Origin of the sequence: Hymenobacter siberiensis (assembly GCF_018967865.2) — a bacterium.
GTDB lineage: Bacteria > Bacteroidota > Bacteroidia > Cytophagales > Hymenobacteraceae > Hymenobacter > Hymenobacter siberiensis.
Genome location: NZ_JAHLZY020000001.1, coordinates 4,220,106 through 4,238,643 on the forward strand (window position 1 = coordinate 4,220,106; position 18,538 = coordinate 4,238,643).

Genomic DNA, 18,538 nt, shown 5'->3' on the forward strand with positions numbered 1-18,538 from the left:
CCCATGCTCACCGTTACCGAAGCTTCTGCCCGCGTGCTGGCCACTGCCCGCCCGTTGCCGCCCGAAACCATTGCCCTACCCCACGCCGCCGGCCGCGTGCTGGCCGAAACCCTTGTGGCCGACCGCGACTTTCCGCCCTTCAACCGGGTGGCCATGGACGGCATTGCGGTGCAGCTTGCCACCTGGGCCGACGGGCAGTCGGAATTTGTTATTGCGCACGCCCAGTACGCCGGGGCTCCGGCCCAGGCGCTGCAAAATCCGCAGCAGGCCATTGAGGTGATGACCGGCGCCGTGCTACCCGTCGGCACCGATGTGGTGATTCGCTACGAGGATATTCTGCTCGAAAACAACCGCGCTACCATCCAGATTGCGCCGCCCGAGGCTCCCGGCCCCAACATTCATCGCCAGGGCGCCGACCGCCGCACCGGCGATGCCCTGCTACCCCCCGGCACCCGCCTGGGCCCCGCCGAGCTGGCCGTGGCCGCCACCGTAGGCGCGGCCGAAGTGCGCGTGATCCGTGCCCCCCGCGTGGCCGTGGTGAGCACCGGCGATGAGCTGGTGGGCATAGCCGACACCCCGCTGCCGCACCAGATTCGGCGCTCCAACATCTATGCCCTGCAGGCGCTGTTCGCGCAGACCGGAGCCGAGGTTTCGCTGTTTCACCTCACCGATAACGTGGACGAGCTGCGCGCGGGCCTTACCAACATCCTCACGTCCGGTTTCGATGCTGTGGTGCTGAGCGGGGCCGTGAGCAAGGGCCGCGCCGACCACCTGCCCGGCCTGCTGCGCGAGTTAGGCGTGGTCGAAATATTTCATGAGGTGCAGCAACGCCCCGGCAAGCCCATGTGGTTTGGGGCGCGGGCCGAAGGGCCGGTAGTATTCGGGCTGCCCGGCAACCCGGTATCCACGTTTCTCACGGCCTGCCGCTACGTGCGGCCCTGGCTACGCGCCGTGCAGCAGCCCACCAGTGCAGACGAAACTACCGCCGCATTCGAAGCGCCCCAACCAGCCGTGCTTACCGTCGATATTAATTTCAAGCCCCAGCTGGCCCATTTCGTGCCCGTGCGCCTGACCGTCGATGCCGCCGGCCAACGCCTGGCTACGCCACTGCGGGTGGGCGGCTCCGGCGATTTGGCCGGGTTGCTGGGGGCTACGGCGTTTCTGGAGCTGCCGCCCGAGCCAGCCGTGTTTGCGGCGGGCAGCGTGTGGCCGGCCTGGGAGCTATAGCGCCGGTATTAGCCGTACCAGCGCTACTCTTTAGTGCATTGATTATCTCATCTCCAGGGCTATACCTCCATCCTAAAATCTCCGCTCCACGAACCGATAGGCCATGGCGCGAAACAGGTCTTCAACACCTAACCACTTATAGCAGGGCGGCCTCCCAGTCCAAATCCAGGTCGGTCATGGTTGATAGCATTACCAATGCCACCCCTACCAAACCTTGTTTTACTTCATTCTCCCGCTGCTGATAATAACCCGTCAATAATTCCTGTCGCAACCAGCTTTGCGTTTGGCCCAGCCAATAGCGCTGGCCTTTTTGGTACTTATCCTGCCCACTAAGGCGGTAGAGCCTGGCGTATAAGTGCGCAACTCCAGCCGCGCCATCGTATAGCTGCGAACTAACTATGCCCGTGTCTTTTATGGTTGTTCGCAGCAGCGTGTTTAATCCTACCAACTCGGCGATTTTAGCCAGCTCCGGCTCCTGCAAATGCGCATGAGCCTGATATAGCAGCAAAGATTGGCCAATGTCGCCACGCCGCCAACTTAGCGTGGGCGAAAAAGTCGTTTCTTCCGTCTGACTATGAACCTGATAAGGAAATACCGCAAACCTTCCATCCTGGAAATCAACGTTGCGTTTGAGCGCCAAAATCCCAATAATGCCCTTAACGATGAGGTTTTTAAGACCCTCATTCTGCAGACCCAACGCGTGGAGACGGATGAGCACCAGCAGCTCGGCGGCCAGGCCAGCATCTAACCCCAAGGATACCTGGGTTTGCGTGACCGGAACCTTATGCAAGTCGCCCTTCGCAGCCGAAAACCAAACCAACAGTCGCTGCAAAAAATGAGCAGCTTGCTGGCCAGGCAAACGCAGACTGAAATAGCGCAGTATTCGAAAAAAACGACTCCGATTAAAGGTATCTGGATGCTGAATCACGTGCTCTGCAACCTCTCCCAGCGCCTGGTCTACTTCGGCCAGGAGTACGTGGTCTACCTGGAGCCCTTCGACTACGAGACGGGCATTCAGCCATGCGGCCATGCATGCATAGTCTAACTGTTCAGCAGGCCATACTTTAATCGAATACCATTCGGGGCGTAACGCTACCCGTTCAAACAGATGGCAGGCCAGAAGCGCATCCTGCTTCTGGCCAAAAATTTTATAAAAGCAGAAGGCATAGGTACTCGAACCTAGTAATTCCGGCAGCGAAGCACTAATCCAATCACGGTTCGTCAGGATGCGATGCACTTCCTGCCAGCTTTCGGTCGCTTTATCATGTATATCCTGCATAATGAAGCGACGATTAATTAAGCTGATAGGGGCCACAACCTCAAACACCAGATGTACTGCACATCAGGAAATCAATAGCAGCACAGGCTTCCGCCACCTTACTAACAATCAAGCCGGCAGCACTTAAATAGTACCATTACAAACCAACTACTACCCTTCTTAACTAGTCCAGCAAAAGTGAATTACTTGCCCAGCCTTACAATGCAGGCCTCATAGAATGGCCTATACCACTACCGGCAATTGGGGAAGCTGTTATACTCCCCCAATTGCCGGCTTACCCAGGTACAAAGCATTGTTTATAAGCGTATTGCTTAGAAACCGCCGTTAATGACACTGGTGACCGTATCGATGGTCGACGTATAGAAAGCGCTATTCGTATTGGGTTTGTTGAAGCGCGTGATAACGGCTTTTTTCAATTGAAATTTAGCAGTGTTGACAGTGCGGGCGGAGTTGTCGATGTTTTTCATATGAAATAGTGAAAAGTGTGGTGGACGGCACAGCGCTGTCTGCGTTGCTTGGAACAAACGTACTTCTGTCTGCTAACTAACCCAAGAAATTTACACCAACGCCCTTTTTGGCAGTACCAATCCCAAAGCCACTCCTTTGGGGCCACTGCCAGCAGGCTGTAGCTCTGGCAAAAAGCGGATAGCCGCATCATATGGCCAGGCTGTCGTTGCCCCCTGCTGACCTGGCCTGCCGAAAGCAAGCTTAGCTAATGAGCCTGCTCGGCAGCTAACTATATTTATATTCGCATTCTTCTTTCGCCTTCTTCTCCTGAAACCGGACTCCTCCCTGCAACCGGAATTTGTCGCCGCTCGAATTACTCCCCTTACCACTACCAAATGCGTACGGACTCCCCAAAAATGCGGCCTTTCTTAACCCACTTGGCGACATGGGTGGGCTTTGCCATTTATGAACAATCTATTATTCTCATTACGAGCACGACGAAGTTTATCTTTCTTTTCGCCCTGGTAAACTACCTGCTCAATGCCGCGCTGTTTTATACCAGCTGCAACCTGCTATTTCCTGCCCTATACAACCGGAAGCGCTACTTCCTTTTTTCGTTAGCAGCACTGAGCTTGCTGGCCACGTTTGCTTTTTTCCGGAGTGCAGTAAGCCTGTATCTGGCCCCGCTGCTCCATATCCCGGAACTTCCCTATTCGGTTCATCAGCTTTGGGTTTCGTCCGTCTATCGAGGCACTTTCTTCTTATTGATAAGTACCGGCTATTGGTTTGCACGCAACGCCATTGTGCTGGAAAAGCAGAAGCGGGACGCCGAACGTAGCCTGATGCAGGCCAATGTCGCCTTTCTGAAAAGCCAGATTAATCCGCACTTTCTTTTCAATTCGCTCAACTTCCTGTACGCACAGGTGTACCCGCACTCCGAAAATGCCGCTAAAAGCATTTTGCTATTGGCCGATACCATGCGCTATGCCTTACACGAAGACAGCAGCGGGAAGGTGATGCTAACCCAGGAAGTAGAACACCTCCATAATTACATTGCTATCAATCAGCTCCGCTTTAACAAGAAGCTTAACATTGATTTCGAAATAGTAGGCAACATTCAGTTTTTAATGATTCTGCCACTCGTGCTCATCACGTTTGTAGAAAACTGCTTTAAACACGGGCAATTGGATGACCCCGCGAATCCGCTCGTCATTCGCCTGGAGACCGTTCAAAATCAGCTTGCTTTTTATTCGCATAATAAAAAGCGCCATGGCCCCAAGGAAAAAAGCACTGGTATTGGCCTGGTTAATACCCGGAAACGGCTGGAGATACTATATCCCGACCGGCACGAGCTGGTGCTGAAAGATGAGCCCGACTACTACACCTGCACGTTGACCATCACGCTCTAAACGGTATTGCGGAGTGGTCCGGTTAGGCTGGCCCGGCCCGGCCCGGCCAGCGCCTACCGCTACCCGGTGCTGTATAGCCCCGGGGGCCCAGGCCCCTAAATAGTCCGGTTTCTCAGGCGGGCGATGCCCTTTTGTTCAGTAGCGACTAGTGCGGCTACTGCCCGGCGCACCAGCCGCTCCCAGTCGCTGCTACCGCAGCTGCAAGTACCTTATTGGTCCGGCGCTGGCATTCTCCAGCCATCCACCTGCTGCTATGCCGGCAGCTGCTGACCACCCCGCGGCTGGCGCAGTACTGCCCCTGTGCTGGTGCCACAGCACTCAGGGCTTCCTTTTGCTGGTGATAGAGCAGGTGCAGGTTCCCGTTTGAGGCCCGGATAGTCGCCGGCACCTGGCTCGCAGGCCCCGGGCGGGCTTTCCTGATGACAAGAAGGGGCACCAAGGCAGCATCTATTCTTTATTTAATACAAAAATCAATCAGGCGTAGTAGCCGGGCAGTGGAAATAGTCAGCCGTTGGGAAGGCGGAAACACCCGAAATAGGGGGTTTAGTCCTGCCAATCGGCCTAGTGGTGTAGTATTTTTTTTTAGGCAAACACCTCCCACTAGTTTTGAATCAACAATAATGGTAGCAAAAGACCAGCCGCTCTTAATAAGCTGCTCATCAGATAAAAGCCATGCCTATTGTCGCGTTTTACCTGCTGGTCAATTTGAGTTCCGCTGGGTAAAAGATGTCTTATTGGAATCCGTTTCATCTGCTTTTTCACCCCAACTCGACTGTCATGAAAAGAACTGATAACCTCTGCTTCTCCAATGAGAACTATGACTTCAACCCTTTTAGTGAAGGCGAGCTGGCCTTGATTATGGGCGGCGGTGATGATGAGCTCACGTTTGACTTTCTGACCGACAATAAATTGATTGAAGACGCCGAAGACTAGCCGCTGCCGGCACCGGCAAAACCGGCCTTATCACCCGGTTCAATCCCCTGCTCTTTAGCGCATTAATCCGACTTACATTTTTCCTGCCAATCAGCGCCACGGCCCCTGCCGCCGGTGCACCAACCTAGCCCAAGTAGTGGCCACTACTCGGACTATAAATGCCTAGCGAACCAACAGCACACCGGTTACTTGGTTTCACAGGTTTTTTCCAATTTCCAACCCATTCCCACACCAAAGCTATGAAAAAGGTACAATTCGCCGACAAGCTGGACCTCAGCAAAGAAATCATTGCCAACCTGAGCGAGGAGCAGCTCCAGGAAATCGAAGGTGGCGCCGCCGCTGCCGAGCAGTCGTGCTGGTTCAACTCCTGCGTTACCAACTCCGCCGAGGCCATCGAGTCGGCTGAGTAAGTAAGGAAACCCTGCGTGGCGGGGCCGCGCCCCCGGCTTGGCTTTGCCACGCACCAGGCTCCCATTTTTTTTCAATTCCCAACCCATTCCCAACCCGAGTTATGAAAAAGGTACAATTCGCCGACAAGCTGGACCTCAGCAAAGAAATCATTGCCAACCTGAGCGAGGAGCAGCTCCAGGAAATCGAAGGTGGCGCCGCCGCTGCCGAGCAGTCGTGCTGGTTCAACTCCTGCGTTACCAACTCCGCCGAGGCCATCGAGTCGGCTGAGTAAGTAAGAAACCCTGCGTGGCGGGGCCGCGCCCCCGGCTTGGCTTTGCCACGCACCAGGCTCCCATTTTTTTTCAATTCCCAACCCATTCCCAACCCGAGTTATGAAAAAGGTACAATTCGCCGACAAGCTGGACCTCAGCAAAGAAATCATTGCCAACCTGAGCGAGGAGCAGCTCCAGGAAATCGAAGGTGGCGCCGCCGCTGCCGAGCAGTCGTGCTGGTTCAACTCCTGCGTTACCAACTCCGCCGAGGCCATCGAGTCGGCTGAGTAAGTAAGGAAACCCTTCGTGGCGGGGCCATGCCCTCCGGGCTGGCCCCGCCACGAACCGGGCCTGCTTTCTTTCAATCCGCCACTCATTCCCAACCCGCGTTATGAAAAAAATACCATTTGCCGACAAGCTGGACCTCAGCAAGGAAATCATTGCCAACCTGAGCGAGGAGCAGCTCCTGGAAATTGAAGGCGGCGCCTTTCCATCCGAACTGTCCTGCTGGTTTACCTCCTGCTTCTACAAGCCCGAGGAAGTTGCCGAGTAAATCGCTGATTGGCAACAGGAAACAAATTGGTTAATCCTCTGAGCACCAATTCCGCACCCTCATTCTCTTCCCTTTTTTCTTCCTGCATTATGGAACCTCTGGACTTTTACTTGTTGCGGCTGCCCGTGCTCCCCATCAGTGGACTAGCCACGCTCCATACTTGCCGGCAACCAGCTGCCCTCGCGCAGGTACTGCACACCCACTACCAGGCCCCCACCATTCAGGAGGCTATTTACCTGGCTAGCCCCGAGCTGTATCAGCAGCTGCGCAAATGGCTCGCCCAGCCCATCGCGACTTACGAGTCGGCCGATGACGAGCGGTTGGTACTCACGCTCTACAAATACCTGCTGCGCATGAGCAGCCGCTGCACCCCCTACGGACTATTTGCCGGCTTTAGCACCGGGCAGATTGCCGATAGCCCCACTCAGCTGCGGCTGGCGCCCATGGCGGAACGCTACCACAAGCACGCCCGCCTCGACATGAACTCGGTGGCCGAGCTATGCAAACAGCTGCTGGCCGACCCCGAGCTGCGCACCCGCCTGACGTTCTTCACGAACAACAGCTTATACAAAACGCCTGACGCGTACCGCTATTACGAGTATCAGCTTGGCCACAAACGGCGGGCCTATCACCTGGTATCGGTGAAGGCAACCGCTTACCTCGACCAATTACTGGAAGCGGCCAAGGCGGGGGCCACTTACGAGGCCCTGCACTCCCTGCTAGTTGCCCAGGATGTGGCACCGGCTGCGGCAACCCGTTTTATGGACCGCCTGATAGAGGCGCAATTACTGCTTTCGGAGCTGGAACCCACGGTTACAGGCCGGGAGTTTTTTCATTGTCTGGTTGACAGAATTGCTGCCCTGGCGCCCTCGCATTCGAGCCTGGCCCAGCTGCGCGACATACAGGCCCAGCTGCGCGCCCCCCACGCCGGCACAACCACCTACCAGGCGGTACAGGCAATGGTGGGCGATGCCTTTCGTGCCGCAAGCAGCAAAGACCTCATTCAGACCGACCTACGCATTAACCTAATGAGCAATACGCTGCAAGCGAATGCAGTCGCGGTTATCAGCCGGGAGATGGCTAGCCTTGCCGTGCTCTACAAAGAAGCGGTACCGGCCGACCTGCGGAGCTTAACCCAGCGCTTTATGGAGCGATATGAGGAGCAAGAGGTGCCCCTGCTCGAAGTGCTGGATAGCGAAACCGGCCTTGGCTATGGTGCAGCCAGCGGGGCCAAAACCCACCATACGCCCTTTGTGGCCGACGTGCGAGTGCCGGCCGGGAAGGCCACCACCACCCAAGTACCCTGGACGGCCTACCGCCGCTTGGTATTCCGCAAGTTTCGGGAGGGACAGGGGCAAACCCAGCCTGTGGTCATCACCGATGCCGATTTAGCCACTTTGGCGGAGACTCATACGGCTGTGGTACCGGCGACTTTCTATGCACTGGGCAGCGTAGTGGCCGCATCGGCCGCCGCGTTTGATGCCGGTAATTTCAAGTTCCATCTCATGGCCTGCCACGGCCCCGGGGCCATGGGGCTACTGGCACGTTTTGCCCATGCCGACGCTGAGCTGGCGACCAAGCTGGTGGCCTGTGGCCAGCGGGAGCAGCTGGCCAGCCCCGAAGCCCTGCTGGCCGAGGTAGTGCACCTGCCCGAGGCCCGGGTAGGCAACATTCTGCAACGCCCCCAGCTGCGGGCCTACGAGATACCCTTTCTGGGCAGTGCTTCGGTTCCGGCGGAACAGCAGCTGCCGGCGGCTGATTTACTGCTCTCGGTGCGCCAGGGACAGTTGGTGTTGCGCTCGAAACGCCTGAATAAGGTCATCGCGCCCCGACTAACCACGGCCCACAACTATGCGCATGGGCTGCCACTGTACAAGTTTCTCTGCGATTTGCAGCACCAGCGGGAGGCCTTTTCCATTGCCTGGGACTGGGGCGTGCTGCGTGAAGAGCTTCACCTGCCCCGGGTTGAGTACAAGCACCTGATTGTGAGCCGTGAACGCTGGCACTTACCGTCTACGGCGCAGGAGCAAGCCCAGGCTGCCAGCCACTCGCCCGAAGCGCTTGCGGCTTTCAGAGCAACCTACCGGCTGCCCCGCCAGGTAATGCTGGCCGATGGCGACAACGAGCTGCTACTCGACTTCGACTGCCCGCTGGCCGTGACGCTACTGGCCCAGCGGCTGAAAAAAGGGGCGGCCGTATTGTTCGAGTTCATCCACCGCGAAACGTCGAGCTTCATTACCGACCCACTGGGGCAGAGCTACGTGAATGAATTGCTCATTCCCTTTGCCCGCACGGCCGCGCCAGCAGCAACCCGCCCGGCAAGCAGGCTAAGCAGCGAAAGCCCGGCGACCCCGGTACGCCGCTCGTTTGCCCTGGGCAGCGAATGGACCTACCTGAAAATATACTGCGGAGCCAAGTGGGCCGATAAGATTCTGGCCGAATACCTCCGCCCTTGTTTGGCAACGATGGAGGAGCAAGGCCTGCTCAGTAAGTGGTTTTTTATTCGCTACAACGACCCCCGGCCCCATTTGCGCCTGCGCTTGCTGCACGCGGCCAACCCAACGGTAATTGCCACTCTGGTCGACCGCCTGCACCAGGCCCTGGCTCCGCTGCAGGAGGCGCGGGTGGTACATGCCCTGCAATACGACACGTATTGCCGCGAGCTGGAGCGCTACGGCTCGGCCACCATGGAGTTCAGCGAAACCATTTTTTATCATGACAGCCGGGCGGTTATCCGGTTCGTGGACTTGCTGGACGGCGGCGAGGCCGGCGAGCAATACCGCTGGCTCTTTGCCATTCGCGGCGTGGATGCCATGCTCACCGACTTCGGGTTTTCGCTCTCCGAAAAGCTGGCGCTGGCCGAGCGTAGTCAGCAAAGCTTCTTTCAGGAGTTTAACGGCACCCCCGACCTTACCCGCCGCCTCAACGATAAGTACCGGGCGGTGAGCCGCCTGCTCACCAGCTTTCTGAACCCGGCCAACGACACGGCCGAAACGGCCGAAGCGGTAGCCCTCTTTGCCAAACGCTCGCTGGCCGTGCAAACCGCCTACCAGGGCGTAGCTGTTGCGCCCGCCACCGTGCGGCGCCTGGTGCCCAGCTTCCTGCACATGTTCCTGAATCGGATGTTCCTGGCCAACCAGCGCCTGCACGAGCTAGTGGTCTACCACTACCTCACTAAGCACTACACCTCTATCAAAGCCCGTGAGCGCCAGCTCGCCACCAGTGAAGTGTAACCCTTTACCCCCGCCGACCCATGGAAAACCGCCCGCTATTTTCAGCCGAAATCACCGATATTATCGGCACGCCCCCCCGTTGGATTGTGCGGGCGGGCGGGGGGCTACTCCTGGGTTTGCTGCTGGGCGTGGCGGCCCTGGCCAGCAGCATTGCGCTGCCCGAGCACCACAGCTACCCGCTGGTTCTCAAAGGCGAAGTGGCGCCCTATTATCTGCGTCAGTCAGCTAATCAGCTGCGGCCGCTGCTGGCCTCGGGCAGCGTGGTAACCAAGGGCCATTACCTGACAAATGCCTCTCCAACAGATACTATTGGCGGGCTACGGGCTCCGTTCACCGGAACGTATTTCTCGGCCGCGCCGACCACCGTTATCCCCGGCGATACCCTGGGCCTGTTGGTCCCGCTCACCAACACCTACCGCTTCAGCGGCCGCATAGCCCTGGGCCAGCTAACCGCGCTGCGACAAGCCCCCGCCCTGGTGCTGGAAGTACCGCTGGAGGGCACCGACCAAGCCCTGGTGCTACACGGCCACCTCAGCTACATCGCCCCCGCCGTCCACAACGGCCAGGTCACCTACATCGGGCTGCTCGATAGCTCCTCCAATCAGCTACTGGCGCATCGGCTGGTTGCCATCACCCAACTCAACGGGCTGCTGCAGGTGAGCGGTGCGCCCAAAACCGTCGTGCAGCGCCTGCTGCAAACGCACTAAAACTCTTTCAGCAAGCGGCCTTTCCTCTTTTCTCAACATTCTTTTTTCTTAAAAAATATACGGCCATGAATATACTTTTTAATAAAAAAAGTCGGAATTTCCTCACGCTCCTGGGCTTGCTGGCCGGCCCCACGCTCGCAGCTGCGCAAAGCACCATCACGGGCCAGGCAATCGACCAAGCCACCCAGGCCGGCGTGAGCTACGCCACACTCGTAGTGAAAACCAACGGCCCTGACGGCAGCGTGGTAAACTCGGCCCTGGCCGACGAAAACGGCCGGTTCACCCTGCAGGGGCTGAAACCGGGCAGTTACCAGTTCAACATCCTGATGCTGAACTACGCGACGCATGTGCAAGCGCTCAATCTGCTGGCTGGTGCGCCGCCCCTGAGCCTCGCCCCCATTGGCTTGCAGGCAGCGGCCCAGCAGCTCGCAGAGGTACAAGTGGTAGGGCAGCGGCCGCTGCTGGAACAGAAACCCGACCGCATTACCATGAACGTGGCCCACAGCGTGCTGGCCGCCGGCAACGATGGCTACAGTATTCTGGCAATGGCCCCGGCGGTGCAGCTGCGCGATGGGCACCTCACTTTCCGGGGGAAGAGCAATGTGCTGATTCTGCTCAATGGCAAACGGCTGCCCGGGGCCAACCTGGAAAGCGTATTGGCCAGCCTGCCCGGCGACCAGATTGAGCGCATCGAGCTGATTAGCAACCCGTCGTCGAAATACGACGCGAATGCCTCGGGCGGGGTCATCGAAATTTACACGAAGCGCAGCCCCGAAGGCGGCTGGGCGGCCAACCTGGGCGGCAACCTGAGCCAGGGGTTTCGCATGGGCCAGGGCCTCAACGGCGGAGTGCGGGCCAGCTCGGCCAAGTTTGATTTCGCGGCCAACGGCAGCCTGGCGAACCGCAACGGCATTGAGCGCGGCTACGAGAACCGGACGTTTTTTGCGGGGCGCACCCCGGCCGGCACGCTGCACCAGGACAATGACTTTGAAACCACCATCCGGGACGGCAGCTTTGCGGGCAGCGTGAACTACCACTTCGATGAGCGCACCACGGTGGGAGTGGACGTTCAGACGGTAACATCCAGCATTGCGGCCCAGGGCTTGTTGCAGGGCGTTATTCGAGAGGCGGGTGGTATCACTAATTCGACCAGCCGCAACAACGGCCGGGTGGCAATAGACCTGCGCAGCTACAACCTGTTTTTTCAGCGCACCCTCGACAAGCAAGGGTCGAACCTGTTGGGCACGGCCAACTACGCGCAGTTTTTGAGCCGCCAGGAGCAAACCTTCAACCAGTACCAGCAGGGCTTCCGCGACTCGACAGGCAGCGAGTCGGTTTTTCGCAACACCGCCCCCGCCACCTACGACATTTATACCAGCGCCCTGGACTACACCAAGGTACTTGGCCCAACCACCCGGCTTGAGGCCGGCCTGAAGTACACCGCTACTTACAACGATAGCCGGCAGCAGGCCGAGCTATTGACCGAGGGCCAGTGGAAGCCCCAGGCCACCACGCCCTTCTCGCACCTGGGCTACCAGGAGCAGATTGGGGCCAGCTACTTCAGCCTGAACAAAACTTACGATAAGCTGACGCTGGCGGCCGGGCTCCGGGCCGAGCAAACCCGCTATCAGGTCCGGGCCGGTATCGACTCGAGCTACTTCAACCTGTTTCCAAATCTGCGGGCCGACTTTAAGGCATCGCCCAATTACACGACCTCGCTGGCCTACGCCCGCAACGTGAACCGGCCGGCCTACGAAAATCTGATTCCCTACGAGCTGTTTATCAACAACTATACCTCGCGTAAGGGCAATGCCCGGCTGCGGCCCGAGTACACCAACAGCTTTTCCTGGAACCATCTCTACAAGGGGTTTGGCCTGCAGCTAGCCTACACGCAAACCACCAATGCCATTGCCTCCCTCTACGTGTACCAGCCCGCCACGCTGCGCTTCGTGCTCACGCCCCAGAACTTTCGGCAGCGCCACCTGGGCACCATTACCCTCACGGCGCCCGTGCAGCTGGCCAAGTGGTGGAGCATGACCAACAATGGCAGCCTGCTCTACCAGCAGCTGAGCCTGCCCGACCCCATGGAGACCGCGGCGATTTACACGAAGCAGAAAGTGTACTTCACGGCCAGCACCGACCACACGTTCCAGCTGGGACATGACTGGACGGCCCAGGTATTCGGAGCCTACGGCTCTCCCTCCTTCAGCGGGCTGCTCGACTACAGCTCGTACTCCAACGTGCGGGTGGCGGTGAAGAAGTCGCTGCTGCAGAAACACGCCTCGCTGAAACTGGAAGTGATGGACATCTTTTATCAGGCCAACGTGGGGATATCGTCCAATGTGGTCCCCATCGTGACGGAAGGCATCAATCGCACCGATACCCGCCGGGTGCGTGCCTCGTTCACCTACAATTTTGGCAAAACCGGCTTCAAGAGCAAACAGGTGCAAACCAAGGGCAATACCGACGAGCTAAACCGCCTGCACTAAACATCTACCAACCAGACTGCTAACCCGTCCTTCACTATGGAAACCCTAACCGCTGCGCCCACCGCCATCGGCCCGCTGCTGGCAACCGTGGCCCACTACCTCAATGCCCCGGGGGCTCCTACACTGACGACTTTCGGCGTGGCATCGGGCAAAGGCGGCACCATCCTCTTCAACTGCCACTACGCAGCCTTTAGCGGCGAAACCGGGTATTACGAGCGGGCCCTGGCCGAGCTGGAGCAGGTGATGGCCGCCCTCAACCCTCGCACCTACAAAGCCGATTTCAGCAGCAACTACTACCAGGAGCTGGCCGAGCTGGGCGGGCTGCTGGTTTACCTCACCACCCAGGGCCACCTCGACTGGGATGCCGAGCCAACGCTGCAACAGATTGACAACCTGCTGGCCGACCGGATGCGCCACTACCTGGCAAGCCACAATTTTGAGCGCACCAGCGGGGCCCTAAGCTGTGGCACGTACTTTTTGCGCCGGCTGCCGCACACGGAGCGAGCCCGGCCACTGCTCGAAGAACTGCTCGCGGCCCTGACGGAGCAGCACCAGGGCGACGAGCAAACAGGCTACTACTGGCTGTGCCGCGTTATTGCCGAGCCCCGGGCTTATACCGGCTTTTCGCACGGCAGCGCCATGATAATGACCTTTCTGGCCGACCTGCACGCGGCCGGCATCCGGCCGGCCCAGTGCGCTACGCTGCTGCGACATGCGACCACCTGGCTACTGGCCGCCCGCATCGACCCCGACCGGTTCCTGTCGTCGTTTCCGCTGTGGGCGGGCAAGGCCGAGCTTACCAACAACCTGTGCCTCATCTACGGCGACCTGGGCACGGCTTATGGCCTGCTGCGAGCTGCTGCCGTGCTACAGGATGAGGCGGCCCGGGAGGCGGCCCTGGCCGTGGTGATGCGGACGCTGCCCCGCCGTAACCTGTCCGAAACCCACATTCAGGATGCCTCCGTGTACTACGGGGCGGCGGGCGTTTACCTGCTCTACGATGCCTTGTACCGCCACACGGCGGTGCCCGAATTTGCCACGGCAGCCACCTACTGGCTGGAACGCATACCCAGCCTGGCAACGCACCCGAATGACTACCTCCATTTTTCGCCCCAGTTCTACGCGCACTATCCGGCGGCACAGCTGGGCATGAGTTTCGGCGTGGTGGGCATCGGGCTGACGCTCCTGCAGGCAGAGTCCGAAGGGCGCTATGCCCTCGCCGCGTTCGTCGGCTTGTCTTAATCGCCCAGAACCCTTTTACCCCTACTGCCATGATGCCGCTTAGTTTTCCGCACTACCGCCAGCACGACGTCATGGACTGCGGTCCTACTTGCTTACAGATAATCAGCAAGTTCTACGGCAAGCTGTTCAATATTGAGAAAATTCGCCTCTCCAGCCAGATTGGCAAAACGGGCGTTTCGCTCCTGGGTATCAGCCGGGCCGCCGAGAAGCTCGGCATCAAGGCGATGGGGGGCAACATGACCTTCGACAAGCTGACCCAGCACGCCCAGCTGCCCTGCATCATTCACTGGCGGAAAAACCACTTTGTGGTGCTCTACAAGATAAAGCGCAACAAAGTCTACATCTCCGACCCCGCCAGCGGCCTGCACACCTACTCCAAGGAAGAATTTTTGCAGAACTGGGCCTATACCTCGGTGCATAACCAGGCCGCCGGCATTGTGATGCTGCTACAGCCCACCCCGGCTTTTTACCAGGCCGAGGATGACGGGCCGGCCACCCGGGCGGGCATTGGGCAGCTGCTGCGCCACGTGTGGCAGTATCAGGCCCTGCTGCGCCAGCTGCTGGCCGGGCTGGTGGTGGGCGCGCTCATTCAGCTGGCGCTGCCCTTGCTCACCAAGGGCCTGGTCGACGTGGGCATCAAGCGGCACGACCTCAACTTTGTCTATGTCATCTTATTCGGGCAGCTGCTCATTACCCTGGGGCAAACCTCCGTTGAGCTGATTCGGGGCTGGATATTGCTTCACATCACGGCCCGCATGAATGTGGCGGTGCTGTCTGAGTTTCTGCATAAGCTCCTCCGGCTCCCGCTCTCCTTCTTCGACACCAAGCTCACCAGCGATATCCTGCAACGCATCGAAGACCACAACCGCATTGAGGCACTGCTAACGGGAAGCTCGCTCAATACCTTGTTTTCGATGCTGACCTTCAGCATGTTTGGGGTAGTGCTGTACTTTTACAGCCCCCTTATTTGCGGTATTTTGCTGGGCGGCAGCGCCCTGTACTTTACCTGGAGTCATTTATTCCTGTCGCGGCGCAAACTACTGGACTTCAAACGGTTTGGCATAGCCGCGCAAAACCGCGCCAAGGTATTACAGCTCATCAACGGCGTGTATGAGATAAAAATCAACGACTGCGGCGTGCAGAAGGTCTGGGAATGGGAGAGCATTCAGGCCAAGCTCTTTCACTTCAACGTGCGCTCGCTGGCCCTCACGCAGTACCAGCAGGTCGGAGCCACGTTCATCAACCAGGCCAAAAACGTCCTCATTCTGTTCGTGGCGGCCCGCCTGGTGATGAACCAGCAGATGAGCTTAGGGGATATGATGGCCGTTCAGTTCATCGTGGGGCAGATGAATGGACCGATTGCGCAGCTGGCCACCTTCATGCAAACCTACCAGGATGCCAAAGTGAGCCTGGAACGCCTGGGGCAGGTACACATGCTCGACGATGAAGAGGATGCCACCAAGGATTATGTGCCGGAGCTACCCGCCCGGCGGGGGCTACACCTCGAGCAACTCTCGTTTGTGTATCCGGGAGCGGGCAACCAGCCCGTGCTCAAGAACCTCTCCTTTTCTGTGCCGGCCGGCAAAACCACCGCCATTGTCGGGGCGAGCGGCAGCGGTAAAACCACGCTCCTCAAGCTGTTACTACGCATCTGCAACCCTACCACGGGGCAGGTGCTGGTGGATGCGCTGCCCCTGGAGCGGCTCAGTCCTCAACACTGGCGCCAGCACTGCGGTATTGTGATGCAGGACGGCTTTATTTTTTCCGATACCATCGGTAATAACATTGCCATCAATGCCGAGTACCGCAACCAGGCGGCCCTGGCCCATGCCCTGCACGTAGCCAACCTCGACCAGTACGTGAACAGCCTCCCCCTGGGCCTGCACACCAAAATTGGCGAAGACGGCAAGGGCCTGAGCGGGGGGCAGCGCCAACGGGTGCTGATAGCCCGCATGGTGTACAAAAACCCCGACTATATTTTTCTGGACGAAGCCACCAGCGCCCTAGATGCCCACAACGAGCGGGTGATTATGGAGCGGCTGAATGCCTTTTTCCAGGGCAAAACGGTGGTCATCGTTGCGCATCGGCTCAGTACCGTCAAAAATGCCGACAACATTATTGTCCTCCACAATGGCGAAGTCCGGGAGCAGGGCAGCCACGAGGAACTTGTCAGCAACCGGGGCTACTACTTCGAGCTTATTAAAAATCAGCTCGAGCTAGGCAACTAAGCAATTACACCACCACCCCCTTTCTCCTACGCCGATGAGCCGCACCCTCCAGCACTTCGTCGACCAATTGGTCGCCCTGCCCAGGCCCCCCGCCAATGCCCGGCGCGAACTCTCGCTCGATACGCAGGCGCTTTTCTCCGCATTGCTAACCAATGAATTTCAGGCGCAGTACGGTGCCGCCGGCTTTGCCCAGGCCGATGCGGTGATGCGCCAATTCAACGAAGGAGTGTTGCTGTGCCGCCAGGACCAGCTGGCCGCCGCCCTGGCCGAGCTACAGCGCGGCGACGAACAATTGGCCGCCCTGCCAGCGGCGCTGATACCTTACACTTCACTGTTTCAGCTTTCGGGCTGGGGCAACTATTACTACAAAGCCGGCGAAGGCGAGCGGGCGGTAGCGCTGCTCTGCCAGGGCCTGCAACTGAGTATCGAGCTCGAGCAGCAGGGCCACCACGCCCTCATCTACCGGCGCATCGAGCAGCTGCAAAACATTGCCACCATCTATGGCAAGCAGCAGCAGTACGAAGCCGCCATCGGGCTGCTGACCAGCACGGCGACGTTCATTCACGCGGGGCAGGCCACGGGGCTATTTGTTGCCGATTGGGATGCCGCTCGTTTGCGGCAGGTGCAGGCCTTGCAGGAAACCACGCTTTTCAACGTGTGCCGGCAGCTGGCCGAGCTCAACACGCTTATGCTGGCCTCCCCAACGGGCCTGCCCGACGACTACTTTCACTGCCACGCGGGCCGCAAGCTACTGGCCGGCCTCGAAGTCAGCACCTACGACCGCACTCTGCTCTACAACTGGCTGTACGTGAAAGCGTCATTCTATGCAGAAGGGCCGGATGCCTTCTTCGCTAATGTGCTGACTTTTCTTGCCGACACCGTTGCCGCCCCGCGCTATGGGGTTTTCCAGGCCAACCTGCTAGCCCAGGCAGCCAGCCACATCCGGCAGCAAGCCACTGCCCAGCGCGAGGACCTGCTGAGTACCGTGGGAGCCGTGGCCGAACGCGCCCGCCTGCGGGCCGGCGGCCGGGCCGCGCGCATGGCCGCGTAGCCTGCCGCTGCCACCTTCTTAGCGTGTAACCCTCAAGCAATCAGTCACATGCCCAGCTCCTTGTCCACGTTCACCCGCCAACTGGCGGCTTTGCGGCAGCTACCCCAGCCCACGCTGGTAGAGGGCCCGAATATCCAAGCCATATTTACCACCTGGTTCGATAAGGAGCTCCGGGCAAAAATGGGCCCGGAAGCCTACCAACAGGCAACGGCGGTTCTGCAGCAGTACACCGCAGCCGTGCAGCTATGCCGCACCGATAAGCTGGCGGCCGCCCTTGCCCAACTGCAGCTGGCTGATGCCGAGCTGGCTGAATTACCAGCCGCCCCGCAAGCATTTGTTACCTTATTCCACCTCTCGGCGTGGGGCAACTACCAGTATAAAGTTGGCAATACCACGCAGGGAATTGCCTTATTGCACCAGGGCCTGCTACTAAGCGCCGAGCTGGAGCGGCAGGGCTACAAGCTCATTTACCGGCGAGTCGAGCAGCTGCTCAATATCGTGGCGCTCTATACGCAGCAACAGCACCATGCCCGCGCCCACAACCTGTTGCGCAACATCCTCACGTTTGCTCATACCGGCCAGGCCACTGGCCTGCTCATCGATGACTGGGATGGCGCGGCCTTGCAACAGGTGCGGGCCTACCAGGAACATACCCTCGACGAGGCATTTGCGAAACTCGCCAGCCAGAACACCACCTATCTCACCCATCCACAATACACCGACGACTACCACTACCACTTCTTTTTCCGGGACTTACTGCAGCAGCTACACCCCGACACCTACAACCGGGCAATCCTACACAACTGGCTGTATGTAAAGGAATCATACTACCAAAACGGCCTCAATTCCTTCCTGGAGAATGTCCTTATTTTCGTAGCTGACCCTGAAATTGCTTCTGAATACGGCGTGTTTAAAGCCAATTTGTTGGCCCAGGCCGGCCACTATTTACACCAGCAAACGTCCGACACGACCCACCTGGCCGTCATTCGCAATTTTGCCACGGCCACCCTCCTCGACCGGCGGGGCCGGGCGGTGCGCCTGGCGGCCTGAGCCCGCTTGTGCGGCTTAATCAGGAACT

Annotated in this window: 16 protein-coding genes; 14 read left to right on the forward strand and 2 right to left on the reverse strand. The window is 58.7% G+C overall.

Annotated elements, in window-relative coordinates; translation table 11 throughout:
• The first annotated feature begins 3 nt into the window (after positions 1–3).
• Positions 4–1,227: a molybdopterin molybdotransferase MoeA gene (locus tag KQ659_RS18735; RefSeq protein WP_216691034.1), complete on the forward strand. Its 1,224-nt coding sequence runs from the start codon at positions 4–6 to the stop codon at positions 1,225–1,227.
• A gap of 136 nt (positions 1,228–1,363) precedes the next feature.
• On the opposite strand, the gene KQ659_RS18740 is transcribed toward KQ659_RS18735, so the two are convergent.
• Together KQ659_RS18740 and KQ659_RS18745 are read right to left on the reverse strand one after the other, a co-directional pair.
• Positions 1,364–2,506, reverse strand: coding sequence for a lanthionine synthetase LanC family protein (locus tag KQ659_RS18740; RefSeq protein WP_216691033.1), 1,143 nt, complete (start codon positions 2,504–2,506; stop codon positions 1,364–1,366).
• A 311-nt stretch (positions 2,507–2,817) separates the two neighbouring features.
• The gene (locus KQ659_RS18745) at positions 2,818–2,973 is read right to left on the reverse strand and encodes a hypothetical protein (RefSeq protein WP_216679684.1); all 156 of its coding nucleotides are present in this window, start codon (positions 2,971–2,973) and stop codon (positions 2,818–2,820) included.
• 375 nt (positions 2,974–3,348) lie between these two features.
• Between KQ659_RS18745 and KQ659_RS18750 the strand changes: the two genes are divergently transcribed.
• The 13 genes from KQ659_RS18750 (at position 3,349) to KQ659_RS18810 (ending at position 18,510) form a co-directional block, all read left to right on the forward strand.
• The gene (locus tag KQ659_RS18750) at positions 3,349–4,362 is read left to right on the forward strand and encodes a sensor histidine kinase (protein ID WP_216679683.1); all 1,014 of its coding nucleotides are present in this window, start codon (positions 3,349–3,351) and stop codon (positions 4,360–4,362) included.
• A gap of 777 nt (positions 4,363–5,139) precedes the next feature.
• Positions 5,140–5,295: a hypothetical protein gene (locus KQ659_RS18755; RefSeq protein ID WP_216679682.1), complete on the forward strand. Its 156-nt coding sequence runs from the start codon at positions 5,140–5,142 to the stop codon at positions 5,293–5,295.
• Positions 5,296–5,534: 239 nt separating this feature from the next.
• Positions 5,535–5,705, forward strand: a complete 171-nt coding sequence (locus KQ659_RS18760) for a class I lanthipeptide (protein WP_216679681.1) — start codon at positions 5,535–5,537, stop codon at positions 5,703–5,705.
• 101 nt (positions 5,706–5,806) lie between these two features.
• Entirely contained in the window at positions 5,807–5,977 is a 171-nt protein-coding gene (locus KQ659_RS18765) for a class I lanthipeptide (RefSeq protein WP_216679681.1), read from the forward strand.
• Positions 5,978–6,077: 100 nt separating this feature from the next.
• On the forward strand, positions 6,078–6,248 hold the full coding sequence (locus tag KQ659_RS18770; protein WP_216679681.1) for a class I lanthipeptide: 171 nt from the start codon (positions 6,078–6,080) through the stop codon (positions 6,246–6,248).
• A gap of 100 nt (positions 6,249–6,348) precedes the next feature.
• A complete protein-coding gene (locus KQ659_RS18775; protein ID WP_216679680.1) occupies positions 6,349–6,510 on the forward strand; it encodes a class I lanthipeptide in 162 nt (53 codons plus the stop codon).
• Between the two features lie 89 nt (positions 6,511–6,599).
• Positions 6,600–9,743: a lantibiotic dehydratase gene (locus KQ659_RS18780; RefSeq protein WP_216679679.1), complete on the forward strand. Its 3,144-nt coding sequence runs from the start codon at positions 6,600–6,602 to the stop codon at positions 9,741–9,743.
• A 20-nt stretch (positions 9,744–9,763) separates the two neighbouring features.
• Entirely contained in the window at positions 9,764–10,450 is a 687-nt protein-coding gene (locus KQ659_RS18785) for a hypothetical protein (RefSeq protein ID WP_216679678.1), read from the forward strand.
• Positions 10,451–10,515: 65 nt separating this feature from the next.
• A complete protein-coding gene (locus KQ659_RS18790; protein ID WP_216690610.1) occupies positions 10,516–12,939 on the forward strand; it encodes an outer membrane beta-barrel protein in 2,424 nt (807 codons plus the stop codon).
• 36 nt (positions 12,940–12,975) lie between these two features.
• On the forward strand, positions 12,976–14,181 hold the full coding sequence (locus tag KQ659_RS18795) for a lanthionine synthetase LanC family protein (RefSeq protein ID WP_216679676.1): 1,206 nt from the start codon (positions 12,976–12,978) through the stop codon (positions 14,179–14,181).
• A gap of 29 nt (positions 14,182–14,210) precedes the next feature.
• On the forward strand, positions 14,211–16,409 hold the full coding sequence (locus tag KQ659_RS18800; protein WP_317196071.1) for a peptidase domain-containing ABC transporter: 2,199 nt from the start codon (positions 14,211–14,213) through the stop codon (positions 16,407–16,409).
• A 34-nt stretch (positions 16,410–16,443) separates the two neighbouring features.
• A complete protein-coding gene (locus tag KQ659_RS18805; protein ID WP_216690609.1) occupies positions 16,444–17,460 on the forward strand; it encodes a tetratricopeptide repeat protein in 1,017 nt (338 codons plus the stop codon).
• 48 nt (positions 17,461–17,508) lie between these two features.
• Positions 17,509–18,510, forward strand: coding sequence for a hypothetical protein (locus KQ659_RS18810; protein WP_216690608.1), 1,002 nt, complete (start codon positions 17,509–17,511; stop codon positions 18,508–18,510).
• Positions 18,511–18,538: the final 28 nt, after the last annotated feature.

Excerpts from the sequence above, each read along its gene's own strand:
- KQ659_RS18735 (WP_216691034.1), top strand. The coding sequence starts at position 4 with ATGCTCACCGTTACCGAAGCTTCTGCCCGCGTGCTGGCCACTGCCCGC.
- KQ659_RS18740 (WP_216691033.1), bottom strand. The coding sequence starts at position 2,506 with ATGCAGGATATACATGATAAAGCGACCGAAAGCTGGCAGGAAGTGCAT.
- KQ659_RS18745 (WP_216679684.1), bottom strand. The coding sequence starts at position 2,973 with ATGAAAAACATCGACAACTCCGCCCGCACTGTCAACACTGCTAAATTT.
- KQ659_RS18750 (WP_216679683.1), top strand. The coding sequence starts at position 3,349 with ATGCGTACGGACTCCCCAAAAATGCGGCCTTTCTTAACCCACTTGGCG.
- KQ659_RS18755 (WP_216679682.1), top strand. The coding sequence starts at position 5,140 with ATGAAAAGAACTGATAACCTCTGCTTCTCCAATGAGAACTATGACTTC.
- KQ659_RS18760 (WP_216679681.1), top strand. The coding sequence starts at position 5,535 with ATGAAAAAGGTACAATTCGCCGACAAGCTGGACCTCAGCAAAGAAATC.
- KQ659_RS18765 (WP_216679681.1), top strand. The coding sequence starts at position 5,807 with ATGAAAAAGGTACAATTCGCCGACAAGCTGGACCTCAGCAAAGAAATC.
- KQ659_RS18770 (WP_216679681.1), top strand. The coding sequence starts at position 6,078 with ATGAAAAAGGTACAATTCGCCGACAAGCTGGACCTCAGCAAAGAAATC.
- KQ659_RS18775 (WP_216679680.1), top strand. The coding sequence starts at position 6,349 with ATGAAAAAAATACCATTTGCCGACAAGCTGGACCTCAGCAAGGAAATC.
- KQ659_RS18780 (WP_216679679.1), top strand. The coding sequence starts at position 6,600 with ATGGAACCTCTGGACTTTTACTTGTTGCGGCTGCCCGTGCTCCCCATC.
- KQ659_RS18785 (WP_216679678.1), top strand. The coding sequence starts at position 9,764 with ATGGAAAACCGCCCGCTATTTTCAGCCGAAATCACCGATATTATCGGC.
- KQ659_RS18790 (WP_216690610.1), top strand. The coding sequence starts at position 10,516 with ATGAATATACTTTTTAATAAAAAAAGTCGGAATTTCCTCACGCTCCTG.
- KQ659_RS18795 (WP_216679676.1), top strand. The coding sequence starts at position 12,976 with ATGGAAACCCTAACCGCTGCGCCCACCGCCATCGGCCCGCTGCTGGCA.
- KQ659_RS18800 (WP_317196071.1), top strand. The coding sequence starts at position 14,211 with ATGATGCCGCTTAGTTTTCCGCACTACCGCCAGCACGACGTCATGGAC.
- KQ659_RS18805 (WP_216690609.1), top strand. The coding sequence starts at position 16,444 with ATGAGCCGCACCCTCCAGCACTTCGTCGACCAATTGGTCGCCCTGCCC.
- KQ659_RS18810 (WP_216690608.1), top strand. The coding sequence starts at position 17,509 with ATGCCCAGCTCCTTGTCCACGTTCACCCGCCAACTGGCGGCTTTGCGG.